Annotated in this window: 21 protein-coding genes; 8 read left to right on the forward strand and 13 right to left on the reverse strand. The window is 68.3% G+C overall.

Features of this window, described 5'->3' with window-relative positions:
- Positions 1 to 11: 11 nt before the first annotated feature.
- Genes pgl through Q0833_RS09900 form a run of 3 tightly spaced genes read right to left on the reverse strand, consistent with a single transcriptional unit; the run spans position 12 to position 3,330 of the window.
- Entirely contained in the window at positions 12 to 683 is a 672-nt protein-coding gene (gene pgl / locus Q0833_RS09890; RefSeq protein WP_298433393.1) for a 6-phosphogluconolactonase, read from the reverse strand.
- A complete protein-coding gene (zwf, locus tag Q0833_RS09895) occupies positions 680 to 2,137 on the reverse strand; it encodes a glucose-6-phosphate dehydrogenase (protein ID WP_298433396.1) in 1,458 nt (485 codons plus the stop codon). The genes pgl and zwf overlap by 4 nt, the downstream gene beginning before the upstream one ends.
- Positions 2,138 to 2,178: 41 nt before the next feature.
- Positions 2,179 to 3,330, reverse strand: a complete 1,152-nt coding sequence (locus Q0833_RS09900; protein ID WP_298433401.1) for an anhydro-N-acetylmuramic acid kinase — start codon at positions 3,328 to 3,330, stop codon at positions 2,179 to 2,181.
- Positions 3,331 to 3,393: 63 nt separating this feature from the next.
- Between Q0833_RS09900 and tyrS the strand changes: the two genes are divergently transcribed.
- The gene (gene tyrS / locus Q0833_RS09905) at positions 3,394 to 4,644 is read left to right on the forward strand and encodes a tyrosine--tRNA ligase (protein ID WP_298433404.1); all 1,251 of its coding nucleotides are present in this window, start codon (positions 3,394 to 3,396) and stop codon (positions 4,642 to 4,644) included.
- 93 nt (positions 4,645 to 4,737) lie between these two features.
- Positions 4,738 to 4,926: a hypothetical protein gene (locus Q0833_RS09910; protein WP_298433407.1), complete on the forward strand. Its 189-nt coding sequence runs from the start codon at positions 4,738 to 4,740 to the stop codon at positions 4,924 to 4,926.
- A gap of 71 nt (positions 4,927 to 4,997) precedes the next feature.
- Here the strand turns inward: Q0833_RS09910 and Q0833_RS09915 are convergent, their stop codons facing one another.
- From Q0833_RS09915 to Q0833_RS09955, 9 genes are all read right to left on the reverse strand, one after another.
- The gene (locus Q0833_RS09915; RefSeq protein WP_298433410.1) at positions 4,998 to 5,549 is read right to left on the reverse strand and encodes a peptidylprolyl isomerase; all 552 of its coding nucleotides are present in this window, start codon (positions 5,547 to 5,549) and stop codon (positions 4,998 to 5,000) included.
- Positions 5,542 to 6,042 carry a peptidylprolyl isomerase gene (locus tag Q0833_RS09920; RefSeq protein ID WP_298433413.1) on the reverse strand — a complete coding sequence of 167 codons (501 nt, stop codon included), beginning with the start codon at positions 6,040 to 6,042 and terminating at the stop codon, positions 5,542 to 5,544. The genes Q0833_RS09915 and Q0833_RS09920 overlap by 8 nt, the downstream gene beginning before the upstream one ends.
- 112 nt (positions 6,043 to 6,154) lie before the next feature.
- A complete protein-coding gene (locus tag Q0833_RS09925; protein ID WP_298433416.1) occupies positions 6,155 to 6,511 on the reverse strand; it encodes a hypothetical protein in 357 nt (118 codons plus the stop codon).
- A 135-nt stretch (positions 6,512 to 6,646) separates the two neighbouring features.
- Entirely contained in the window at positions 6,647 to 7,321 is a 675-nt protein-coding gene (locus tag Q0833_RS09930) for a DUF533 domain-containing protein (protein ID WP_298433419.1), read from the reverse strand.
- Between the two features lie 73 nt (positions 7,322 to 7,394).
- The gene (locus Q0833_RS09935) at positions 7,395 to 8,513 is read right to left on the reverse strand and encodes a PAS domain-containing protein (RefSeq protein WP_298433422.1); all 1,119 of its coding nucleotides are present in this window, start codon (positions 8,511 to 8,513) and stop codon (positions 7,395 to 7,397) included.
- A gap of 54 nt (positions 8,514 to 8,567) precedes the next feature.
- Positions 8,568 to 10,925 carry a TRAP transporter large permease subunit gene (locus Q0833_RS09940; protein WP_298433425.1) on the reverse strand — a complete coding sequence of 786 codons (2,358 nt, stop codon included), beginning with the start codon at positions 10,923 to 10,925 and terminating at the stop codon, positions 8,568 to 8,570.
- A gap of 99 nt (positions 10,926 to 11,024) precedes the next feature.
- On the reverse strand, positions 11,025 to 11,921 hold the full coding sequence (locus Q0833_RS09945) for a TRAP transporter small permease subunit (RefSeq protein ID WP_298433428.1): 897 nt from the start codon (positions 11,919 to 11,921) through the stop codon (positions 11,025 to 11,027).
- 130 nt (positions 11,922 to 12,051) lie between these two features.
- Complete coding sequence (locus Q0833_RS09950) at positions 12,052 to 13,137, reverse strand: TRAP transporter substrate-binding protein (protein WP_298433431.1); 1,086 nt, start codon at positions 13,135 to 13,137, stop codon at positions 12,052 to 12,054.
- A gap of 174 nt (positions 13,138 to 13,311) precedes the next feature.
- Entirely contained in the window at positions 13,312 to 14,385 is a 1,074-nt protein-coding gene (locus Q0833_RS09955; protein WP_298433434.1) for a TRAP transporter substrate-binding protein, read from the reverse strand.
- A gap of 184 nt (positions 14,386 to 14,569) precedes the next feature.
- Here Q0833_RS09955 and Q0833_RS09960 point away from each other — a divergent pair, with 184 nt between their 5' ends.
- Both Q0833_RS09960 and Q0833_RS09965 read left to right on the forward strand, forming a co-directional pair.
- Positions 14,570 to 15,973, forward strand: a complete 1,404-nt coding sequence (locus Q0833_RS09960) for a cache domain-containing protein (RefSeq protein WP_298433437.1) — start codon at positions 14,570 to 14,572, stop codon at positions 15,971 to 15,973.
- 46 nt (positions 15,974 to 16,019) lie between these two features.
- Positions 16,020 to 16,664, forward strand: a complete 645-nt coding sequence (locus tag Q0833_RS09965; RefSeq protein WP_298433440.1) for a response regulator transcription factor — start codon at positions 16,020 to 16,022, stop codon at positions 16,662 to 16,664.
- Here Q0833_RS09965 and Q0833_RS09970 read toward each other — a convergent pair.
- Positions 16,661 to 17,263: a lytic transglycosylase domain-containing protein gene (locus Q0833_RS09970; protein ID WP_298433443.1), complete on the reverse strand. Its 603-nt coding sequence runs from the start codon at positions 17,261 to 17,263 to the stop codon at positions 16,661 to 16,663. The two genes, Q0833_RS09965 and Q0833_RS09970, sit on opposite strands and share 4 nt — an antisense overlap.
- Before the next feature lie 178 nt (positions 17,264 to 17,441).
- Here Q0833_RS09970 and ssb point away from each other — a divergent pair, with 178 nt between their 5' ends.
- The 4 genes from ssb (at position 17,442) to trpE (ending at position 22,677) form a co-directional block, all read left to right on the forward strand.
- Complete coding sequence (gene ssb, locus Q0833_RS09975; protein ID WP_298433446.1) at positions 17,442 to 17,930, forward strand: single-stranded DNA-binding protein; 489 nt, start codon at positions 17,442 to 17,444, stop codon at positions 17,928 to 17,930.
- A gap of 102 nt (positions 17,931 to 18,032) precedes the next feature.
- A complete protein-coding gene (locus Q0833_RS09980) occupies positions 18,033 to 19,220 on the forward strand; it encodes an aminotransferase (RefSeq protein ID WP_298433450.1) in 1,188 nt (395 codons plus the stop codon).
- Positions 19,221 to 19,313: 93 nt separating this feature from the next.
- Positions 19,314 to 21,161 (forward strand): peptidylprolyl isomerase, encoded by a 1,848-nt coding sequence (locus tag Q0833_RS09985; RefSeq protein WP_298433453.1) that lies wholly within the window; start codon positions 19,314 to 19,316, stop codon positions 21,159 to 21,161.
- A 16-nt stretch (positions 21,162 to 21,177) separates the two neighbouring features.
- Positions 21,178 to 22,677 (forward strand): anthranilate synthase component I, encoded by a 1,500-nt coding sequence (trpE, locus tag Q0833_RS09990; RefSeq protein WP_298433456.1) that lies wholly within the window; start codon positions 21,178 to 21,180, stop codon positions 22,675 to 22,677.
- Positions 22,678 to 22,746 lie beyond the last annotated feature (69 nt).

Below are 22,746 nucleotides of genomic sequence, written 5' to 3' on the forward strand. Positions count from 1 at the left end.
GCTTGTCCTTTTCAGGGCGCCCAGTGAACGATGGCATCGTCGAGGAACGCGGCCACGGGCATATCCATCTGGTCGGCCGAGCGGGCCGCGTCCAGCACGCGGCGCTTTTCGTCGCCCATGATGAGAAGATGTGTTTCCATCGCGGATTTCAGCACCGGCGCGGTCAGCGTCACGCGCGGCTCGGGCGCGCCGTCGGCCCGCATCGCCAGAAGCAGCGGCGCATCGGGTGCTAGCCCGTCCGCCAGCCGGTCGCCACCGGGAAAGAGGCTCGCCGTGTGTCCGTCCGTTCCCATTCCGAGAAGCAGAAGCGAAATCGGCAGCTCGCCCTCGAACCCGGCCTCCAGCACGGGGATTCCCTCCTCCGGCGTGGCGGCGTCATTCACCAGAGGCACGTGCACCGCGGCGGCGGCCTTCCCGGTCAGAAGACTTCGCTTCAGAAGCGAGGTGTTCGACCGTTCGTGACCCTCGGGCACCCAGCGCTCGTCGTTGAGGAAGACATGCACGCGGGACCAATCGAGCTCGGCCGCCGACAGCAGGTCGAACGTGTCGCCCGGCGATGTCCCCCCCGGCACGCAGAAGCTCGCGTGGTCGTGCACCAGCAGGCAGTTCTTCAGCGCCGAGGCCAGCGTGTCGGCCAGTCCCATCGCGAGCATCTCGCGGTCGGGATATTCGACGAGCTTCACGACCCGCCCTCCAGATCGCGCCAGCGCCGCCCGTCGCGATGCAGCAGCATCAGCGCCTCTTCGGGGCCGACGGAGCCCTGCGCGTAGGCGTGCGGCCGGTCGCGCCGCTCCTCCCAGGCGTCGATGATCGGATCGGTCCAGGCCCAGGCCGCCTCGACCTCGTCGCCGCGCATGAAGAGCGTCTGGTTGCCCCGGATCACGTCCATGATCAGCCGCTCGTAGGCATCGGGGATCTCGTCATCCGCGCCCAGCGCATCGGCGAACGTCATATCGAGCGGCACGTTGACCAGCCGCATCCCCCCCGGCCCCGGCTCCTTGATTGTGACCGACAGGTCCATGCCTTCGTCGGGCTGGAGCCGGATGGTCAGGGCGTTCGCCTTCGAGCCGCCGTCGCGCTCGAAGATGGAATGCGGCGTCTCCTTGAACTGGACGACGATCTCACTCAGGCGGCGCGTCATGCGCTTGCCGGTGCGGAGGTAGAAGGGCGTGTGCTTCCAGCGCCAGTTCGAGATGCCGACCTTCAGGGCGACGAAGCTCTCTGTCAGGCTGTCCTCGTTCTCGGCATCCTCGCGGTAGGACGGCTCCTTCCCGTCGGCCTTGTATTGGCCGCGCACGACATCCTCAGCCGGGACGGGATCGAGGGCCTTGATGACCTTCAGCTTCTCGTCGCGCAGCATGTCCGGGTCGAAGCGGGTCGGCGGCTCCATCGCGGTCAGGCAGAGGAGCTGCATGAGGTGGTTCTGCACCATGTCCCGCATGGCGCCCGAGGTGTCGTAATAGCTGCCGCGGCCGCCGACGCCGACCGTCTCGGCGACGGTGATCTGGACGTGGTCGATATAGCGCTCGTTCCAGAGGGGTTCGAACAGCACGTTCGCGAACCGAACCGCCATCAGGTTCTGGACCGTCTCCTTCCCCAGGAAGTGGTCGATCCGGTAGATCTGGTGCTCGTCAAAGCTGGCGGCGAGATCGGCGTTGAGCGTCTTTGCGGTCTCGAGATCGGTGCCGAAGGGCTTCTCGACCACGAGGCGGGAATTCTCGCAGGCGATGCCGTTCTCGCGGAGCTTGGCGGCCAGCGGGCCGAAGAGGCTGGGGGCGACCGAGAAGTAGAACGCCTTGATCGCCTCGTCGCGGACAACCGATTTCAACTCGGACCAGCCGCCGTCGCCCTTGGCGTCGATCGCGATGTAGGAGCACCGCTCGACGAAGGCGTCGATGGTCGGGCCGTCACGCTTGGCCTTCGAGACGAACTCGTCGATCGCGGCGCGGATGTCCTTGCGGAACGCGTCGTCGGTCAGGTCCGAGCGGGCCGCGCCGATGATGCGCGCGTCTTCGGGCACCTGCCCCGCGTGGAAGCGGCGATAGAGCGATGGCAGGATCTTTCGCCGCGCAAGGTCGCCGGTCGCGCCGAACAGCACGAGATCGAAGGTCTCCACGGGGATTGTGCGTGACACCATGGGAAGCTCCTGCGATTGGGCCTGGCGGCCGCCTGTTAACGCTAACGGGCCTTGGCTACCCGGCGCGTGGCCTTCTGTCTAGCGTTTGCGGATACCGTGTCCACCATGCCGGGCGGGTGGCTGACCTGTCCGCCGCCGACCGCCGCCTTGACCCCCGTCGTGCCGGGAAAGCTGGTCGGCAAGCCGCGCCGGACGCGGACGGCCATGTAGGCGAAGGCCTGTGCCTCGAGCATATCGCCGTCGAGGCCGACCGCCTCGACCGGATCGACCGTGCAGGGCACCGCCTCGGCCAGCGCATCCATGATCGCCGGATTGCGCCGCCCGCCCCCGGTCACCAGAAGGCGCGCGGGCCGCGTCGGGCATTGCTCCAACCCATGCGCGACCGAGGCGGCGATGACGGCGACCCAGGTCGCAGCAGCGTGGCTGGGCGGCAGCGCGTCGATGGCGGCGCCTGCCCGGTGGAACGCGTCGCGGTCGAGCGACTTCGGCGGCATCCGGAAGAAGAACGGGTGCCGCATGATATCGTCGACCAGAGCGGCGTGAACCTCCCCCTCCCGCGCCAGCGCCCCGTCCCGGTCGAAGGGCTGGCCCAGCCAGTCCATGCAGAGATCGTCGATGGGCGCGTTGGCGGGCCCCGTGTCGAAGGCCAGAAGCGCACCCTCGGCCTCGGGCGGGCGGGTCGGATCGAGCCATGTCAGGTTCCCTACCCCGCCGAGGTTGAGGAAGGCCATCGGCACCTCGGCACCGATATGCCGCGCGCAGGCATGGTGGAACACCGGCGCCAGCGGCGCGCCCTCGCCGCCCAGCGTCACGTCCGAGGTCCGGAAATCCCAGACGACCGTGCGGCCCAGAACCTCGGCCAGGACGGCCCCGTCGCCGCATTGATGGGTGCGCCGGTTCTCGGGGTCATGGGCGAGCGTCTGGCCGTGGAACCCCACCAACTCCGCATCCGCGAAGCGCGACAGGAGGCGGGCATGGGCCGTCTCGACCGCCTCGGCGGCGGCGGCCACGGGCACATCGTCCCGCCAGCATCCCAGCGCCGCCCGGATCACCGCGCGGTCGGCATCGGAATAGGCAAGGTAATCCGACGGCCCGAACCCCGTAATCGTCTCGCCGTCGGTCACCACGATGGCGGCATCGACCCCGTCCATGGAGGTGCCCGACATCGCACCCAGCGCGCGAACGACCGCCATATCCCTTCCCCTCGCGTGGTGCCCGCGCTAAGCGGACCTGGCGTCAGAGATACCGGAAGTGCCATGACCTACCACCCCAAATCAGACTTCATGCGCGTGATGATCGAGCGCGGCTTCCTCGCCGACTGCACCGATTATCAGAGGCTGGACGAGGCTTTGATGGCGGGGGTCGTGCCGGGCTATATCGGCTTCGACGCGACGGCGTCCTCGTTGCATGTGGGCAGCCTCATCCAGATCATGATGCTGCGCTGGCTGCAGAAGACGGGGCACAAGCCGATCGTCCTGATGGGCGGCGGCACGACCAAGGTCGGCGACCCGAGCTTCCGCGCCGAGGAGCGTCCGCTGCTGACGCCCGAGCAGATCGACGCCAATATCGCGGGCATCCGCGAGGTGTTCACCCATTACGTGAGCTTCGGCGACGGCGCGTCGGATGCGATCATGGCCAACAATGACGACTGGCTGGCCGGGTTGAACTACCTTGGGTTCCTGCGCGATGTCGGGCGGCATTTCAGCGTCAACCGGATGCTCAGCTTCGAGAGCGTGAAGTCCCGTCTGGACCGCGAGCAGAGCCTGAGCTTCCTCGAATTCAACTACATGATCCTGCAGGCCTACGACTTCCTCGAGCTGCATCGCCGCCATGGCTGCCTTTTGCAGATGGGCGGGTCGGATCAGTGGGGCAACATCGTCAACGGCATCGACCTGACGCGCCGTATCCTCGACGATCAGGTGTTCGGCCTGACCACGCCGCTTCTGACGACGAGCGACGGCAAGAAGATGGGGAAGTCACAGTCCGGCGCCATCTGGTTGAATGCCGACCTCTTGAGCCCCTACGAATTCTGGCAGTTCTGGCGCAACACGACCGACGCGGATGTCGGCCGGTTCCTCAAGCTCTACACCGAGCTGCCGGTCGAGGAATGCGACCGGCTGGGTGCGCTGGAAGGGTCCGAGATCAACGACGCCAAGATCATCCTGGCGGGTGAGGTTACCGCGCTCCTGCATGGCCGTGCCGCCGCCGATGCCGCCGAGGCCACCGCCCGCGAGGTGTTCGAGCGGGGCGGCGCGGGCGACGACCTGCCCACGGTCCTTCTGACCGACATGGAGGTCGCCGCCGGCATCTCGGTGGTGCAGTTGATCGTGCGGGCGGGCCTTGCGGGCTCGGGCAAGGCCGCCAAGCGCCTCATCGCCGAGGGCGGCGCGCGGATGAACGACGAGGCGCTGACCGATCCGGGGCTTGTGCTCGACGCGGGCGCACTGGCCGTGCCCCTGAAGCTCTCGGCGGGCAAGAAACGGCACGCGCTGGTCAAGCTGGAATAAGCGGGGCGGCGGCTGGCGCGGCGCGGAACCTTCGCCTCGGCCCGCGGGTTGGTCGCATGACCACACAACCACACCCACCGCAGGAGGATCGCCATGAGCGCCCCCAACACGAATCTCGAAAAGCAGGAAAAACGCCATGCCGGGCCGCTGATCGGGATCGGCGCGGGCGTCGTTCTGGCGCTCGTCCTGCTGATCGCGTTCATCTTCTTCATGGGTGACGCGCCCGGAGAGGGCGAGGCCGATGTCGTGGCCAGCCCCGATGTCGAGACTGTGACCGACTGATCCCCTCCCCCGAACACGCAACGGGCCGCCCCATTGGGCGGCCCGTTCTCGTTTCGGGATGGGTCCGCGCCTTATTCGGTGACGCGCACGTCCTCCATGACGTCAGGCGTGCCGTCGACCCGGCCGCTATTGGCGTCGCCGCGCTTGATGCCGTCGACCACCTCCATGCCGGACGTGACCTCGCCCACGATGGTGTATTGGCCATCGAGGAAGCGCGCGGGCGCGAAGGTGATGAAGAACTGGCTGTTGGCCGAATTGACGTTCTGCGACCGCGCCATGCCGACGATCCCGCGCTCGAACGCTCGATCCGAGAATTCGGCGTCGATATCGCCCATGTCGCTGCCGCCGGTCCCCGCAAGATCCATGTTGCCGCCAATGCGCCCGTGCTGGACGTCGCCGGTCTGTGCCATGAAGCCGTCGATCACGCGGTGGAAGACGACGCCGTCATAGGCGCCCGCCTCGGCCAGCGCGGTGATCTGCTCGACATGCTTCGGCGCGATGTCCTCGTAGAGATCGATCACGACGGTGCCGTTCGCCTCGCCCATGACGTCGATCTCGAGGCCGGTGGCGAGCGCTGGGCCTGCCAGGCCCAGCGCCGCGATGAGGGAGAGAGCGTTACGCATCGGCCGCCACCTTCACCGAGATCATCTGGTCGGGATCCGCGGGCGGCTCGCCGCGGGTGATCTTGTCGACATGCTCCATCCCCTCGATAACGCGGCCATAGACCGTGTACTGACGGTTGAGAAAATGGTTGTCGGCGAAGTTGATGAAGAACTGGCTGTTGGCGCTGTCGGGGCTCTGCGAGCGGGCGGCGCCCAGCGTGCCGCGATCATGCGGCAGGCCGGAGAATTCGGCCTTCAGGTCGGGCTTGGATGACCCGCCGGTGCCCGCGCGCGACGTGTTGCCGCCGGCCTTGCCATGTTCGACATCGCCGGTCTGCGCCATGAAACCGTCGATGACGCGGTGAAAGACCACGCCGTCATAGGCGCCTTCGCGGGCCAGCTCCTTCATGCGGTCGGCATGACCCGGTGCGACGTCGGGCAGAAGCTCGACGACGACGCGGCCGTCCTTCAGCTCGATGATGATGGTATTCTCGGGGTCTTTGATGTCGGCCATTCTGGGTCTCCCTGACGCTTCGCGGGATACCTAGTGCCGTTGTCGTCCGAGGGAAAGCACACGGGGCCCGGGCGGCGCGACCTCGCCCGCCGGATGGCCGGGTGCCGTGGCGTCAGTCCTGCCTGGGCTCGTCCGCGGCATCGCGGCGGAGCTTCATCGGAAGGAGAGCCAGCGCCGCCGCAAGTCCGATCGCCAGCATTCCCCAGCCCACGGGCGTGCCCATGGTCGAGGCGAGAACCGCGAGGCTCATCCCCAGAAGCAGCATCTGCTGCTCTCGCTTGCCCGAGAGGACGGCGAGCGTCGCATTGGCCATCCAGATCACCACAAGAACGAGGACAAGACCCGGTGCCTGAACGTCGTCGAAGAGCGCGGGCAATGTGAAGGACGGCAGGCTCGTCGCCGCATTGGCTGCGCCCGGAAGGACGAGAGCCGACAGCGCGAGGCCGAAGGGTGCGAACTGTTTCGTCATCGGGACTCTCCGATCCAACAGGATGCGTTCTATCTCCGAATTGGCGACGCAAACGTGGTCAAAGCAGGGCACGATTGCGCCGGAACCGGCACAATCGTCATTTATCTTCGATTTTTTCGCGAATGCGGGAGGCCGTTACATCGCCTTGCCCGCCGCCTCGTGCAGTTGCCGCAGTTCGGCATCGCGCAGGCGCAGCGCCTTCGCGAAGCGTCCGAGGTAGTCGCGCTCAGCCGGGTGATCGGGATCGATCGCGGTCAGGGCTGCGGCATAGACCTGCCCTTCCGAGCCATGTGGCACGTCGCGGGCCAGCGCCTCGGGGTCGACCGGCTCGGACAACGCGAAGTCCAACGCGGCGCGGTCCTCCTCGGTATCGGCCTCGCCCAGGATGTCCTGCAGGACCGCGCGCTCTTCGGCATCGATCTGGCCGTCGGCGCGCACCGCCTGTCCGATGGCGCGGACCATGGCGTGGGCCGTCTCCTCGTCGTCGGGGCCGTCGTCGATCATCCGGCTCTGCGCGGCCTGGGGCTGGCCCAGCGCCGCCGACCCGCCGGCCATCGCCGCCAGCCCGCCCAGAAGTCCGCCGAGGCCCGCACCGCCCATGCCCGTGCCGCCCGCACCACCGGTGCCGCCAGTCAGGCCACCCAACAGGCTCGACAATCCGCCGCCGCCCGCGCCGCCGGCACGTCCGCCGCCCGCCCCCGCCAGCATCGACTTCACGCCCTGCATGCCGCCGCGATTGCGGAATGCCTCGACGCCTTTGGCGGCCGCGAAAGCCAGCGCCATTTTCATGGCCATTCTCTTGAGGGACATCGGGGGCCTCCTTTGCGACGTTGTCCGTGACGCAAGGGAAGATAGCGCGGCACCGTGCCCGCGCAACCGTCGGTCAGTCGCCCAGCCGCTCGATCTCACCCGTCCTCTGGCCGTCTGCATCGCTGAGAATGCGGCGGCCATCCGCCTCGAGGCTCGTGTCGATGGGGTTGTCGAGCTGGACCGTGACGATCGTGCCCGAACCGGTCGACATGACCGTCATCTCGGCCCCGAGATCACCGACCAGACCGCGGGCGATACGCGCGCCGAGATTGCCGTTTTCCGGCCAGGTGCCCTCGTCCATGCCGATGCCGTCATCGCTGACGGTCAGCCGCAGGCGGTCGCCGCCGAGTTCCTTGAGCTGGACCGAGACAACGCCCTCGCTGCGGCCCTCGAAGGCGTGGTTGAAGGCGTTCGACAGAAGCTCGGAGGTCAGAAGGCCCAATTGCGCGGCCCGTTCGGTGCGCATGTAGACGGAGTCGGTATCGACCGTGACGCGCACGTTGCGGCGACCGTCCAAAGCCCCCACGATCGAGACGACCCGGCTGACATAGCCGCCCGCCGAGACGACGTCGTAGCGCATCTCGCCCCGGCGCGGCGCGATATGAAATTCGTCGTAGAGCGCAGCAAGCGCGTCGACGCGCCGCGCAAGGATGGGAAAGGCCGCGCGCGGATCGGTGTCCCTCGACTGCAGCCGGATCATCGACGCCACCATCTGCAGGTGGTTCTTCACCCGGTGCTGCATCTCCTGCAGGCGGTCGTCGAAGCTGACGATGTCAGAGCCATCGGGTTTCGTCGCCGCGTCCACATCCTCGACCTCGGCCTGGATGCCGATAAAGGCGTAGATCGAGCCGTCCTCGTCGAAAGCGGGCGCGATAATCAGGCGGTTGCGGAAGGACGATCCGTCAAGCCGGACGTTGTCGAGCGTGACCGTCACGCTTTCCCGCGCTTCGATGGCGCGTCGCAGCACCTCGACCTCGGGCTGGTCGCGGTCGTCGCCCTGCAGAAAGCGGCAGTTCCGCCCGACGACGGCGCTTGCGGCATAGCCGGTCAGCTGCTCGAAGGCGCGGTTGACGTAGATGATCGGATTGTCCGGCCGGTTCGGGTCGGTCAGCACCATCGACAACGGCAGATTGGCGAGCATGGACTGCCCGGCCGCGACGTAGATGCTCTCGATCTTGTTGTGGTCGTCCATGCCGTCCCCCCGGGATCACCGAACATGGACGATGCCCATGGCCGAGGCAATGCGTCAATTCGACGGCAGAAGGTTCGGCACGATGGTCACGATGGCGGGGAACATCCACAGGATCGCCAGCCCGACCACCTGGATCAGGACGAAGGGAATGACGCCGCGGTAGATATGTCCGGTCGTTACGGCCTTCGGGGCCACGCCGCGCAGGTAGAAGAGCGCGAAGCCGAATGGGGGCGTCAGGAACGAGGTCTGGAGGTTCACCGCGATCATGATCGTCACCCATTTCGGATCGAACGTGCCGCCATAGATGACCGGGCCGACGATCGGGATGACGATGTAGATGATCTCGAGGAAGTCGAGCACGAAGCCCAGGATGAAGAGCACGAGCATGACGATTAGGAAGACCTTGAACTCGTTGTCGAAGCTGCGGAGGAAATCCTGGATGTAGTGCTCGCCCCCGAAGGAGATGAGCACGAGGTTCAGGAGCTGCGAGCCGATCAGGATGGTGAAGACCATCGAGGTGACCTTGGCCGTCTCGCGCACCACGGGTCCGAGGACCCCCGTCCGGAGCAAGACCCAGCAAGCATAGAGCAGCCCGAGGAACGCCGCGTGATAGGCGATCTGGGCGATGACCGTCGCGATCACGTCGCCGGTGGTCGTCGTCTCGAGCCCGAGGCGGAGGTCGAAGTTGATCCCGAAGAGCATCATCACGACGAGCATCAGCGTCGCGAGCAGGATGATCGACGAGCGGCCGCCTTCTTCCTGCAGCTTGCGGTAGGCGGCGAGCATGATCGCGCCGCCCGCGCCCAGCGCCGCGGCGGGCGTCGGGTTGGTGATGCCGCCCAGGATCGAGCCGAGCACGGCCACGATCAGGATCAGGGGCGGGAATACGACGCGCAGAAGCTCGTTCTGGGAGAGACGTTTCAATGCGGGCATGACGCCCCAGAGCGTGATGGCCAGCGGGATCGCCATCAGCGCGAACGTCGCCCCGGCAGATGTGTTCGGTCGGATCACGAGCACGTCGATCACAAAGGCCAGCACGATCCCCGCCGCCCCGATCAGAAGCGGGCGCGAGTCGGCCAGCGGGTTCACCCCGCGCGCGGTCGTCAGCACGAGGGCGAGGCCGATGAAGAGAACGGCGATGCCGGTCCCGATGGGGGCCGCGTTGGTGATCGCGGCGGCGCGCGCCTCGACCAGCTCCTCCTCCGAGAGCTGACGTGCCAGCTGCACGCCGCCGCCTTCGTCGATGACGGCCTGCTCGGCCAGCGCCATGTTCCACGCGCCCTGCCCGTGCAGCTCGATCATGGCCTCGGCGCATTGCGGCGAGACATTGGTGCGCAGCGATGCGGTGGCCCCGGCCTCGGAATAGCTGGAGACGGTGGCGTTCTGCGTGCCGATCAGGCCCGCCTGCCCCAGCGCGATCGCGCCGAAGATCAGAAGGACCGGTGCGGCGAGGAACCAGGTCAGTGCGTCGTTGCGCGTGATGACCGAGCCCGCGCCGCCGTCGAGTTGCACCGCGGGCGCCTTCGACGGGTTCAGGAGCGCGTAGCCGAAGGCGTAGGCGCCGTAGAGGAAGGCGAGGAAGATGCCCGGCAGGAGCGCCGCCTGGAAGAGCGTGCCGACCGAAACCACCGCCGGTTCACCCAGATAGGTCAGCGCATCCGAACAGCCGACCGAGGAGGCACGGGCCTCCTGCGCGGTCGAGTAGATATCGCCCGCCAGCGTGCCCAGAAGGACGATCACGATCGACGGCGGGATGATCTGGCCCAGCGTGCCAGACGCGGCGATCACACCGGTCGCGAGTTCGGGCGAGTAGTTGTTGCGCAGCATCGTCGGCAGGGCCAGCAGGCCCATCGTCACGACCGTCGCGCCGACGATCCCGGTCGAGGCGGCGAGGAACGCGCCCACGATGACGATCGATACGGCGAGGCCGCCCGGCAGCGGGCCGAACACGCGCGCCATCGTCGTCAGAAGGTCGTTGGCGATCTTCGAGCGCTCGAGCGTGATGCCCATCATCACGAACATCAGGACGGCGAGCAGCGTCTCGATCGACGCGCCCGCGATGACACGCTCGTTCATGCGGTTGACGATGAAGCCGATATTGCGGTCGAGCGCCGTCTCCCAGCCTTGCGGGAAGAGGGCTTCCTCGGCGCGTGGCAATTCGGGATATCGGAATATGGATATCGTGTCGCGCGCCACGCCTTCGGCGATCAGCGCCGCGTATTCCGCGCTGCCCGTGTCGATGGCTTGGTGGATCAGGATGCCGGCGCTATCCAGCGCGGCGATGATCGCGAAGCTGATCGTACCGGCACCCGCGATGGCGAAGGCCACCGGGAAGCCCGACATGATCCCGCCGAAGAGGCAGAGGAACACGATGATCAAGCCGACCTCGACGCCGTCCAAACCGAAAATCATAGCGTTCCCCTCGTATCGGTCCCGCGCATTCTGATGGCGCGTGGACCGGAATTGGTCGTCACTCCGGGCGGACCCGGATGGATATGGCGGCGATCCGCATCAATGGATCTCGGCCGCCTTCTGTGCGTCCTCGTCGCCGAGGATGTCGCGGTCGAGATAGCGGCCCGCGTCGATCTCGCCGCCCCGAAGCTCCAGCCAGGAGCGCCAGAAGAACACGCAAGCCTGCGCGAAGGCGGTCGCCACGAAGAGCAGGATCAGTACCTTGAACAGGAAGTAGGCGTCGAACCCGTTGGGTGAGAAACCGATCGTCTCGACGTTCCAGCGCATCGCGCGGGCCTTCATCAGCATCCGGTCCAGCGGGTCCGAGGCCGAGGTCGCGGGCGTGATCATGCTGCGCCAGAAGAAGAACCACGAATAGAGCCACATCAGCAGAAGCGCGGGCATCATGAAAACCACCGCGCCGAACATGTCGATGATGCGCTTGGTGCGGTGGCCGACGGCGGAATAGACGAGGTCGACGCGCACATGGCCGCCCTGGATGAAGGTCCAGGCGACGCAGAGGCAGACGATCATCGCGTTGTAGAGCTTCAGCTCCTCGGAATACCACGACAGGTCTCGGGTGAACGCGCTGCCAAACGGGCCGATGGAGATTTCGGAGACGCGGAAGATGCGTTGCAGGAAGACGATCATGATCTGCTGCAGGACCATCAGGAGGCCCGCCCAGGCGGCGATGCGCCCGATCCAGTTCAGCACGAATTCCGAGCCGCGCACGACGGCCCAGCCGAAGTCGCGCGACAGGCCGATGGCAACCGTCACCGCGAGGAGAATGACGAGGAGGACGAAGAACAGTTCGACCGATGCGCCGTAATAGACGAAGCGCATGACCGCTTCGCTGTCGCTGAAATTCAGCCAGCTCGACGGATGCGTCAGCGCGTAGCCGAGATTGTAGACAGCCATGAAGAGGTTCGTGATGAACCAGCTGATCGCGTCGAGCATGGCGTCCCCCCGAATGTCGCGACGAAGCGGTCCCACGCCTCGTCCGTTAGGTCGGCCCGGCCCCGCCCCGCGGGATCGCGCCAGTCATCGAAAGGCCCGCCCCCCCTGTGGGGGACGGGCCGGTCCCGGCTCAGCCGAGGAAGCGGTCGCGCTGCTGGCGGTAGGTGCCCTCGGACGCGTTGATCCACTCCGACGACTTGCGCATCGAATCGAACACGCTGTCGTTGATGCGCTTGAAGAGGTCGTCGCCCATGTTCTCGTCGAGAACGGCCTGCGAGGCGGTGCCCATCGCGTCCCAAACGCTGTCGGGGAAGGTGCGCATGGTGACGCCGCCCGACTGCAGACGCTCGAGCGCCGAGCCGTTCTCGGACAGGAACTGCGCGAGGTTCCACTGGTGGCACTCGGCGGCCGCGATCTCGATGATCTTCTGATGCGCGGGGCTCAGGCTCTCGTAGACGTCGCGGTTGGTCGCGACCGACAGACCCGCACCCGGCTCGTGGAAGCCGGCGGTGTAGTAGGTCTTGGTGATCTCCTGGAAGCCGGCCTTCTCGTCGGCCCAGGGACCGATCCACTCGGTGCCGTCGATCGCGCCCGAGGCCAGCGCCTGGTACACTTCCGAGCCGGGCAGGTTCTGGACCGAGGCGCCCATCTTGCCCAGCGCCTGGCCACCGAGGCCGGGCATGCGGAACTTGAGGCCCTGGAAGTCCTCGGGACCGGTGATCTCGTTGCGGAACCAGCCACCGGCCTGCGCGCCGGTGTTGCCGCCGAGGAAGGACTTCAGACCGAAGATCTGGCCCAGCTCGTCATGCAGCTCCATGCCGCCCATGTGGTAGTACCAGTTGGCCAGCTCCTGCGCGGTCATGCCGAAGGGCACCGCGGTGAAGAAGGCGTAGCCGGGATGCTGACCCACGAAGTAGTAGTCGGCGCCGTGATACATGTCGGCCTGACCGGAGGTCACGGCGTCGAACACCTCGAACGCGCCCACAAGCTCGCCCGCGGCCTTGAGATCGACGGTCAGCGTACCGTCGGACATTGCGGTGATGCTGTCGGCGACGCGCTGGGCGCTGTCATGCACACCGGCGAGGCCACGGCCCCAGGTTGTGACCATGGTCAGCGTGCGGTTGCCCTGGGCGTAGGCGGGCGCGGCGAGTGCGGCGGCACCGGCGGCGGCACCGGCACCGATGGTGGAATTCTTGAGGAATGAACGGCGGTCCATAATTCCCTCCCTTGGAATGTTGGTGTCGTCCGGGCCCTCCCGGCACGGATAACGGCCCTCGTGAGCGGGGCGTGCGGCGACCCTAGGGATTGGGGGGGCGGAGTCAAATACCGGATAACCCGTAGAAGACGCCCCGAACGCCGCCGCGTCCGGGGCCCCGTCCGGTCCCGGCGGTCAGCCGATCACGCGGTCGCGTTGCGCGCGGTAGACCCCCTCGGATCGCGACAGCCACGCCGAGGATGCGACCATGCTCTCCATCGCGGATTCGTGGATGCGCGCGAAGAGGTCGTCGGACATGTTGTCGGCCGTCACCTCGGCCGCCGCCGCGCCCATCGCGTCCCAGACCGGGTCGGGGAAGGTGCGCAGCTCCACGCCCTCGCCCTGGAGCCGGGTCAGGGCCTTGCCGTTCTCGGTCAGGAACTGGGCGAGGTTCCACGCATGGGCATCGCCCGCGGCGGTCTCGATGATCGTCTGCTGCGCGGGGCTCAGGCTTTCGAAGACCTCGCGGTTGACGGCCAGCGAGTTGCCCGTCCCCGGCTCGTGGAAGCCGGCGGTGTAGTAGATCTTGGTGATCTCCTGAAAGCCCATCTTCTCGTCCGCCCAGGGCCCGATCCACTCGGTCCCCTCGATCGCGCCCGAAGACAGCGCCTGATAGACTTCCGGCCCCGGCAGGTTCTGGACCGACGCGCCCATCTTGCCCAGCGCCTGCCCCCCGAGACCGGGCATGCGGAACTTGAGGCCCTGGAAGTCCTCGGGCGTCTCGATCTCGCGGGCGAACCAGCCGCCGGCCTGGACGCCGGAATTGCCTGCGAGGAAGGATTTCAGCCCGAAGATCTGTCCCAGCTCGTCATGCAGCTCGGCCCCGCCCGCATGGTAGTACCAGTTCGCCTGTTCCTGCGCGGTCATCCCGAAGGGCGTCGAGGAAAAGTAGGCGTAGCCCGGATGCTGGCCGACGAAATAGTAATCCGCGCCGTGATACATGTCGGCCTGCCCCGCCGTCACCGCGTCGAATACCTCGAACGCGCCGACCAGCTCGCCCGCGGCCTTGAGGTCGATGCTCAGCGTGCCGTCGGACATTGCCGTGATGCGGTCGGCGCAGCGCTGGGCGACGTCGTGGACGCCCGCGTTGCCGCGCCCCCATGTCGTCACCAGCGTCAGCGTTCGGTTGCCCTGCGCATAGGCCGGGGCGGCCAGCGCCGTGGCCCCCGCGCCCAGGGTCGAGGCCTTCAGAAACGATCGGCGATCCATCACAACTCTCCTGTCGAACTGTTCAATTGCGGGTTGGTCACCGGCCCGGGACGGACCGCGACCCTTCGACAGGTCGCGCGGGGCCCGGCACATTCCAGCGCCACGCCGCCCGCGCGCATCCGAAAGAATGACGTATGGTCACCCGGCTGGCACTTCGCACCGATATGCCGTTGAAATGGGCGCCATGCGACTGCCCCGCCTCTCCTATGGCCAGCGCCTGCTGGTCCTCGCCGCTCTGCCGCTGATGGTCGCGGTCTCGGCGATCGCGGTGCTGGTCGCGATCCAGGCCGAGCGGACCGCCACCCGCGAGATCGCGGCACTCGAGACGGCGATGATCGACGCCAAGCGGCGCGAGCTTCGCAACTACCTGCAACTGGCGCGGACCTCTTTTATCACGATCTACGGCAACGCGGCACCCGACGATGACGCGGCGAAGCTGCGGGTGACGCAGATCCTCTCGGCGATGGTCTACGGACAGGACGGGTTCTTCTTCGTCTACGACTACGACGGCCGGAACCTCGTGGCCCCGCGCCAGACCTGGCTCATCGGGCGCGACTGGTCGGGGGCCGAGGATGCCGACGGCGTGCCCGTGACCGACCGGCTGATCGACCTCGCGCGGCAGGGCTCGGGCTATCACAGCTACGAATGGCGGCGGCCGTCGACCGGGCAGGAGGCGACGATCCTGACCTACGTGATCGGGTTGCAGGACTGGCAATGGGCCATCGGGACGGGCGTGTTCCTCGACGACATCCTGGCGCAGGCCGCCGTCGCCCGCGCCGAGCTGCAGGACCGGGTGCGCGAGCAGTTCCTCTGGATCGGGGGCATCACGCTGGCCGCGCTCATGGTGGTCTTCGCCAGCGGTCTGACGATCACCGTGCGCGAACGTCGGCTGGCCGATGCCAAGCTCAAGGCGCTGACCCAGCGCGTCCTCGACACCCAGGAGGAGGAGCGCCGCCGCGTCGCACGCGAGCTGCATGACGGGATCAGCCAGCTTCTGGTCGGCATCCGCTACAAGCTGGAGCTGGCGCGGCGCCTGACGGCCAAGGGCGACCCCAAGGCCGAAGGCGCGGTCGACGGCGCCATCGGCGGCCTGCAGGAGGCGCTGGGCGAAGTGCGCCGCATCAGCCACGACCTGCGGCCCGGCGTCCTCGACGACCTGGGCCTCGGGCCGGCACTCCGCACGCTCTGCGAGACCTTCGAGACGCGCACCGGCATCCCCGTCACCTTCCGCACCGTGGTCTTCCGCAACCGGCTCGACATCGAGGCGAAGACCGCCCTCTTCCGCATCGCGCAGGAGGCGCTGACCAACGTGGAGCGCCATGCCGATGCCAGCCGCGTCGACGTCCAGATCTTCGGGCACCGCAAGGGAGCGACGCTGCGGATCACGGATGACGGTCGCGGGCCGTCCCGGCGAGGCAGCGGGCCCGGCCTCGGGCTGCGCAACATGGCCGAACGGGTCGAACAGCTCGACGGGCACCTGAGCATCGAGCCCGCGCCCGGCGGCGGCACCGTGATCGAGGCGACGGTGCCCCTGACCCATCTTCTGGCCCCGGGCGACGGGACCGAGGTCGCCGCGGCCGCCGAATGACGCAAACGCTGGACAGCGGGTCACCCGGACCTTACCCAAGCGCCCCATGACCGAACCCGTCCGCGTCCTGATCGTCGACGACCACCCGATGGTGGCCGAGGGCATGCGTGCGCTGCTCGAGACCTATGACGACCTCGAGGTCGTCGGCACGCTCCATGACGGGCGCGAGGCGGTGGACCGGGTCGGCGCGCTGGCCCCCGACGTCATCCTGCTCGATCTCAACATGCCGCGCATGGACGGCCTGTCGGCGACCGAGATCCTGCGCGAGCGGCATCCCGGCATCGCGGTCCTGATCCTGTCGATGCACGATGCGCCCGAATACGTCGCGACCGCGCTGCGCCACGGGGCGGCCGGCTATTGTCTCAAGGACCAGTCGACCGACGAGATCCGCCGTGCCATCGACACGGTGCTGGCCGGCGAGCGCTATCTCTGCCCCGGTGCCGAGAGCGCGCTGGAGCCCGCGGCCGACGGGTCCGAGCCCCTGACCTCGCGCGAACAAACCATCCTTCTGCAACTGGCGCAGGGCAAGTCGAACAAAGCGGTGGCCCACGACCTCGATATCTCGATCCGAACGGTCGAGACGCATCGCAAGAACATCAAGCGCAAGCTGGGGATCAGTTCGACCGCCGGGCTGACCCGCTACGCGATGGAGCACGGCGTGCTTCAGGGCACGGGGTTCGTGCGGGGCTAGCCGCGCCCCATGATGACGCGGACATAGTTGCGCGTCTCGCGGTAGGGCGGGATGCCGCCATGCTTCTCGACCGCGCCGGGGCCCGCATTGTAGGCCGCGAGCGCCAGACGCCACGTCCCGAACTTGCGGTACTGCATCGCCAGGTAGCGCGCGCCGCCTTCGAGGTTCTGCTTGGGATCGTTGGGGTTCACGCCGAGGACGCGGGCGGTGCCCGGCATCAGCTGCGCCAGCCCCATCGCGCCCTTGACCGAGCGCGCGTTCGGGTTCCACCCGCTTTCCTGGCGCACGAGGCGCAGGAACAGGTCCTCGGGCACGCCGTGGCGGCGGGCGGCCGCGCGGGCATCGCCGATATAGGCCGAACGCTGCGAGCCGTTATAGCGTGGAATATCCTCGCGGCCGGGGACGGCCACGGCGGCGGGCGAGGTCGGAATCAGGCGCTTGGAATGGGCGTATTGCGACGACAGCCGCCGGTCCATCAGCGCCGTCTGCGAGCTGAAGAGATCGGTCCGGGACCGCGACGAATAGGTCTGAGCCTCGGCCATGGTGGCCAGGATCAACGTGGCGCCCGTCAGCGAGGCGGCCCAGCGCAACTTGCCCATGCAATCGTTCCCATCCGTCCCAAAACACGACGCGGCCCAGTCTGACGCGGGCCTCCGCCGCCGGGAAGTTAACGCAAGCCCCGCGCGTTTGGAACCCTTTCGCTCCGCGCGGTTAACCACTACGAAACCTTCGCGGTGTTCAGGTGCCGCGACGGATTCGACGATTAGTGGGGGCGACATGGCCGGCAGCGTGAACAAGGTGATCATCATCGGCAATCTCGGCCGCGACCCCGAGGTGCGCAGCTTCGCGAACGGGGGCAAGGTCTGTAACCTGCGGATCGCCACCTCCGAGAGCTGGCGCGACAAGAATTCCGGCGAGCGCAAGGAGCGGACCGAGTGGCACTCCGTCGCGATCTTCTCGGAGCCTTTGGTGCGCGTGGCCGAGCAGTATCTCAAGAAGGGCTCAAAGGTATATATCGAGGGCCAGCTGGAGACGCGCAAATGGCAGGACCAGTCCGGCCAGGACCGCTATTCCACCGAGGTCGTGCTGCGGCCCTACCGCTCCGAGCTGACCATGCTCGACGGGCGCAATGACGGCGGTGGAGGTGGCGGCGGCGGCTATGGCGGCGACGATCGCGGCGGCTCCTACGGGGGCGGCGGCGGCCCGTCGGGGGGCGGCGGCAACCAGGGCGGCCCCGCGGACATGGACGACGAGATCCCGTTCTGAGATCCGCGACCTGATGCGATCCGCGCCCGGCCCCGTGCCGGGCGCGTCGCGTTTCGGCCGACGCGCTTGCCCCGGCCCGCGACGCGCCCTACCCCTCTGGCCATGACCAGTCCCTACAATCCCGCGCTCCTCGCCACCGACCCGCCCCCCGTGATGGAGGCGCGCCGCTGGATCGAGGGCGCGACCTTCTCGCCCGAGCGCCCGCTTCTCAACCTCAGCCAGGCCGCCCCCGCCGACCCGCCCCCGCCCGAGATGCTGGCGGCGATGGCGCGGATCGTGACGGACGACCCGGACGCGCATCTTTACGGCCCGGTCCTCGGGCTGCCCGGCCTGCGGGCCCGCGTCGCATCGGACTGGTCGGCGGGATATGGCGGCACGGTGAAGGCCGCGCAGGTCGCCATCACCTCGGGCTGCAACCAGGCCTTCGCGGCCGCCATCGCGACGCTGGCCGCGCGGGGCGATGACGTGATCCTGCCCACCCCCTTCTACTTCAACCACAAGATGTGGCTCGACATGGAGGGGATCGGCGCGACCCTTCTCGAGACCGGCCCCGACCTCATCCCCGATGCCGGGGCCGCCGCGGCGCTGATCGGACCGCGCACCCGCGCCATCGTGCTCGTCTCGCCCAACAATCCCGGCGGCGTCGAATACCCCGCCGCCACGCTCGCCGCCTTCCGCGATCTCGCCCGCGCCCGCGACCTCGCGCTGATCGTGGACGAGACCTATCGCGATTTCGACGCCCGCGACGGCGCGCCCCACGACCTGTTCGCCGATCCCGACTGGGACGATGTCCTGATCCAGCTCTATTCTTTCTCGAAGGCCTATCGCCTGACCGGGCACCGGGTCGGCACCATCATCGCCTCCGAGGCCCGGCTGGCGCAGGTCGAGAAGTGGCTCGACACGGTGACGATCTGTCCCAACGGCATCGGCCAGCGCGCCGCGCTCTGGGGGATGGAGAACCTGGGCGACTGGCTCGCGGGCGAGCGCGCCGAGATCCTCGACCGGCGCGCGGCGATGACCGAGGGGTTCGCCGACCTGCCCGGCTGGGAGTTGATGGGCTGCGGCGCCTATTTCGGCTATGCCGCGCATCCGTTCGACGACCCGTCCGACGTGGTCTGCCGGATGCTGGTCGAGCGCGCGGCCCTTCTGACCCTGTCTGGCACGATGTTCGGCCCGCGCCGCGACGCGGGCGGATCGGGCCGCGCCGAGGCGACGCTGCGGATCGCCTTCGCCAATGCCGACCGCGCCGGACTGTCGGAGATGTTCGACCGGCTGCGCAGGCTGGATTGACGCGCGCGCGGGGCCTGCGCCCGGCCCCGCTTGCCCCGCCCCCATGGCCCGCGTAGGAAGCCCGGCGACAGACATGCCACGGGGAGACGCGACATGGCCGAAGACCGTCCGAAGAAGAAGACCAGCCCGGTCGTCTGGGTCGTCTTGGGCCTCCTGATGCTGTCGCTCGGCGGCTTCGGAATCGGCAGCTTCGGCGGCTCGCTTTCGTCGGTGGCCGAGGTCGGGGACCGCGATGTCACCGTCGAGGAATACGCCCGCGCCCTGCAATCCGAACAGGCCCGGCTCAGCCAGCAGACCGGCCAGCCCCTCACGCTCGCGCAGATGCAGGCCTTCGGGCTGGATCAGCAGATCATGGAGCAGCTTCTCGCCCGCGAGGCGCTGGCCTACGAGGCCGCGCGCATGGGCGTCTCGGTCGACGACGCCGAAGTGGCGCGCCGCATCCGCGCCACCCCGGCCTTCGGGGGCATCGCCGGCGGGTTCGACCGCGAGGGCTATGCCTTCGCGCTGCAATCGGCGGGCCTGAACGAGCGGCAATACGAAGCGCAGGTCCGCGACGAGGCGGCCGTCGAACTGCTCCAGACCGCCGTCGTCGGCGGGGTCGCGGCACCCGCGACGCGGGCCGACCGCCTGACCGAATGGCTGGCCGAGACGCGGGACGCGACGCTGGCGACGGTCACCGTGGCCGACCTGCCCGCCGGGCCCTCGGCCCCGAGCGCCGAGGAATTGCAGGTCTTCTATGACGGCAACCTCACGGCCTTCGAAACGCCCGAGCGCCGCGAGATCACGTACGCCTGGATCACACCCGATCTCCTCGTGGACGAAGTGGATGTCGACGAGGCCGCGATCCGCGCGCTTTATGACGAACGCATCGCCGAATTCAGCCAGCCCGCCCGTGTCCTCGCCGAACGGCTGGCCTTCGCCGACACGGCCGCCGCCGAGGCCGCCCGCGCCGCGATCGAGGCCGGGGAGACCGATTTCGAGACGCTGGTCGAAGAGCGGGGCCTGAGCCTCGACGATGTCGATCAGGGCGAGCTGTCCGAGGCCGATCTCGATGCCGAGATTGCCGCCGCGCTCTTCGCGCTGGACGAGCCGGGGGTCGTCGGGCCGCTGACCACCGATCTGGGCCCCGCGCTCTTCCGGGTGAACGCCCTGCTCGACGCGACCGAGACGCCCTATGACGACGTGCGCGACGACCTGGCGGCGGGCTTCGCCGAGGACGCGGCCCGCCGCCGCATCGATGCCGCGCGCGACGATATCGACGACCTTCTGGCCGGAGGCGCCACGCTCGAGGAGTTGGTCGCCGAGACGGATCTGCAACTTGGCTCGCTGTCCTGGGACGAAGGCGTGAGCGAGGGGATCGCGGGCTACGATGCCTTCCGCGCGACCGCCGCCGACGTCTCCGAGGGCGACTTCCCCGATCTCGAACCGCTGTCGGATGGCGGCCTCTTCGCGCTGCGCCTCGACGGGATCACCGCCGCCGCCACGCCGCCGCTGGACGAGATTCGCGCCGAGGTCGAGGCTGCGTGGCAGGCCGATACGCTGCGCCGTCGCCTGTTCGAGCGGGCCGAGGCCATCGCGGCCGAGGCACCCGAGACCCTGCCCGGCGCGCCCGAGACCCTGACCGACCTCGCCCGCGATGCGCCGCTCGAAGGTGTGCCGCCGACGCTGCTCGACCGTCTCTTTGCCGCAGAGGCCGGGGATGTCTTCGCCGTCGAGGGCAGCGACCGGCAGGCCTATGTGGTCCGGCTCGACGCGGTGAACGCCGCCGACCTCAGCACCGGCGAGCCCGCAGCCCTGCGCGAGGTTGTCGACCGCCAGCAGCGCCAGGAGGTCGCCTCCGACCTCTTCGAGATGTATGGCCGCGCCGTGCAGGCCGAGGCGGGCTTCAGCGTCGACGCCCAGGCCGTGCAGGCCGTCCAATCGAGCCTTCTGGGCCAGTGACGCCGGGGACCGCGTCGTGATCCAGCCCGACTTCAAGGACTTCGAGCCGATCCACGCGCGGGGCGAGAACCAAGTGCTCTGGACGCGCCTGCCCGCCGATCTCGACACGCCGGTCTCGCTGATGCTGAAGCTGGCCGAGGCGCAGCCCTTCTCCTTCGTGCTCGAATCCGTTACCGGCGGCGAGGTGCGCGGGCGCTATTCGATCGTCGGCATGAAGCCGGACCTGATCTGGGAGTGCCGGGGCGAGACGAGCCGCGTGAACCGTGCCGCCCGTTGGGACCCCGATGCCTGGACCGATGCGGGCGCGCCCCTCGATGCGATCCGCGCGCTTCTCGACGAAAGCCGGATCGACCTGCCCGAGGGCCTGCCCGCCGCCTGCGCAGGGCTCTTCGGCTATCTCGGCTACGACATGATCCGGCTGGTCGAGCACCTGCCACACGTGAACCCCGACCCGCTGGGCCTGCCCGACGCGATGCTGATGCGGCCGTCGGTCGTCGCGGTGCTCGACGGGGTCAAGGGCGAGGTCATCCTCGTGGCCCCCGTCTGGGCGTCCGACGCGACGCCGCGCGCGGCCTACGCGCAGGCCGCCGAGCGGTTGCAGGACGCTCTGGGCGCACTGGGCCGCGCGGTGGCCGAGACCCGCGACATGGCCGAGCCGTTCGATCTGCCCGAGCCGGTCTCCAACTTCACCAAGGACGGATACCTCGCCGCCGTCGAGACGGCCCGCGACTACATCGCGGCCGGCGACATCTTCCAGGTCGTGCCGTCCCAGCGCTGGACCTACGACTTCCCGCTGCCGCCCTTCGCGCTCTATCGCGCGCTGCGGCGCACGAACCCGTCGCCCTTCATGTTCCATTTCGACATGGGCGGCTTCCAGATCATCGGCGCGAGCCCCGAGATCCTCGTCCGCGTCTTCGGCGACGAGGTCACGATCCGGCCCATCGCGGGCACCCGTCCGCGCGGAGCGACCCCCGACGCCGATCGCGCGCTGGAAGCGGACCTGATGGCCGACGAGAAGGAGCTGGCCGAGCATCTGATGCTGCTCGATCTCGGGCGCAACGATGTCGGGCGGGTCGCCAGGATCGGCACCGTCCGCCCGACCGAGAAGTTCATCGTCGAGCGCTACAGCCACGTCATGCACATCGTGTCGAACGTGGTGGGCAAGCTGTCGGAGGAGCATGACGCCCTCTCCGCCCTGCTGGCGGGTCTGCCGGCGGGGACGGTCTCGGGCGCCCCCAAGGTGCGCGCGATGGAGATCATCGACGAGCTCGAGCCCGAGAAGCGCGGCGTCTATGGCGGCGGGGTCGGATATTTCTCGGCCAATGGCGATATGGACATGTGCATCGCGCTGCGGACCGGCGTGGTAAAGGACAGCAAGCTCTACGTGCAGGCCGGCGGCGGCGTCGTCTACGACAGCGACCCCGAGGCCGAATGGCAGGAGACGGTGAACAAGTCCCGCGCCCTGAAAATGGCCGCCGAGGAAGCCGGACGCTTCGTGCGCCGCGGCAACGCCTGACCCCGGCGCGCCTGCCACCCGGACCGCGCCCCACCCACCGTCCCTGTGACGTTGCCCAGATCCTCTGGC

The organism is uncultured Jannaschia sp. (genome assembly GCF_947503795.1).
Lineage (GTDB): Bacteria > Pseudomonadota > Alphaproteobacteria > Rhodobacterales > Rhodobacteraceae > Jannaschia.

Bases quoted from the DNA above. Each gene is read 5' to 3' on its own strand.
- zwf (WP_298433396.1), bottom strand. From the start codon at position 2,137: ATGGTGTCACGCACAATCCCCGTGGAGACCTTCGATCTCGTGCTGTTC.
- Q0833_RS09900 (WP_298433401.1), bottom strand. From the start codon at position 3,330: ATGGCGGTCGTTCGCGCGCTGGGTGCGATGTCGGGCACCTCCATGGAC.
- tyrS (WP_298433404.1), top strand. From the start codon at position 3,394: ATGACCTACCACCCCAAATCAGACTTCATGCGCGTGATGATCGAGCGC.
- Q0833_RS09910 (WP_298433407.1), top strand. From the start codon at position 4,738: ATGAGCGCCCCCAACACGAATCTCGAAAAGCAGGAAAAACGCCATGCC.
- Q0833_RS09915 (WP_298433410.1), bottom strand. From the start codon at position 5,549: ATGCGTAACGCTCTCTCCCTCATCGCGGCGCTGGGCCTGGCAGGCCCA.
- Q0833_RS09920 (WP_298433413.1), bottom strand. From the start codon at position 6,042: ATGGCCGACATCAAAGACCCCGAGAATACCATCATCATCGAGCTGAAG.
- Q0833_RS09925 (WP_298433416.1), bottom strand. From the start codon at position 6,511: ATGACGAAACAGTTCGCACCCTTCGGCCTCGCGCTGTCGGCTCTCGTC.
- Q0833_RS09930 (WP_298433419.1), bottom strand. From the start codon at position 7,321: ATGTCCCTCAAGAGAATGGCCATGAAAATGGCGCTGGCTTTCGCGGCC.
- Q0833_RS09935 (WP_298433422.1), bottom strand. From the start codon at position 8,513: ATGGACGACCACAACAAGATCGAGAGCATCTACGTCGCGGCCGGGCAG.
- Q0833_RS09940 (WP_298433425.1), bottom strand. From the start codon at position 10,925: ATGATTTTCGGTTTGGACGGCGTCGAGGTCGGCTTGATCATCGTGTTC.
- Q0833_RS09945 (WP_298433428.1), bottom strand. From the start codon at position 11,921: ATGCTCGACGCGATCAGCTGGTTCATCACGAACCTCTTCATGGCTGTC.
- Q0833_RS09950 (WP_298433431.1), bottom strand. From the start codon at position 13,137: ATGGACCGCCGTTCATTCCTCAAGAATTCCACCATCGGTGCCGGTGCC.
- Q0833_RS09955 (WP_298433434.1), bottom strand. From the start codon at position 14,385: ATGGATCGCCGATCGTTTCTGAAGGCCTCGACCCTGGGCGCGGGGGCC.
- Q0833_RS09960 (WP_298433437.1), top strand. From the start codon at position 14,570: ATGCGACTGCCCCGCCTCTCCTATGGCCAGCGCCTGCTGGTCCTCGCC.
- Q0833_RS09965 (WP_298433440.1), top strand. From the start codon at position 16,020: ATGACCGAACCCGTCCGCGTCCTGATCGTCGACGACCACCCGATGGTG.
- Q0833_RS09970 (WP_298433443.1), bottom strand. From the start codon at position 17,263: ATGGGCAAGTTGCGCTGGGCCGCCTCGCTGACGGGCGCCACGTTGATC.
- ssb (WP_298433446.1), top strand. From the start codon at position 17,442: ATGGCCGGCAGCGTGAACAAGGTGATCATCATCGGCAATCTCGGCCGC.
- Q0833_RS09980 (WP_298433450.1), top strand. From the start codon at position 18,033: ATGACCAGTCCCTACAATCCCGCGCTCCTCGCCACCGACCCGCCCCCC.
- Q0833_RS09985 (WP_298433453.1), top strand. From the start codon at position 19,314: ATGGCCGAAGACCGTCCGAAGAAGAAGACCAGCCCGGTCGTCTGGGTC.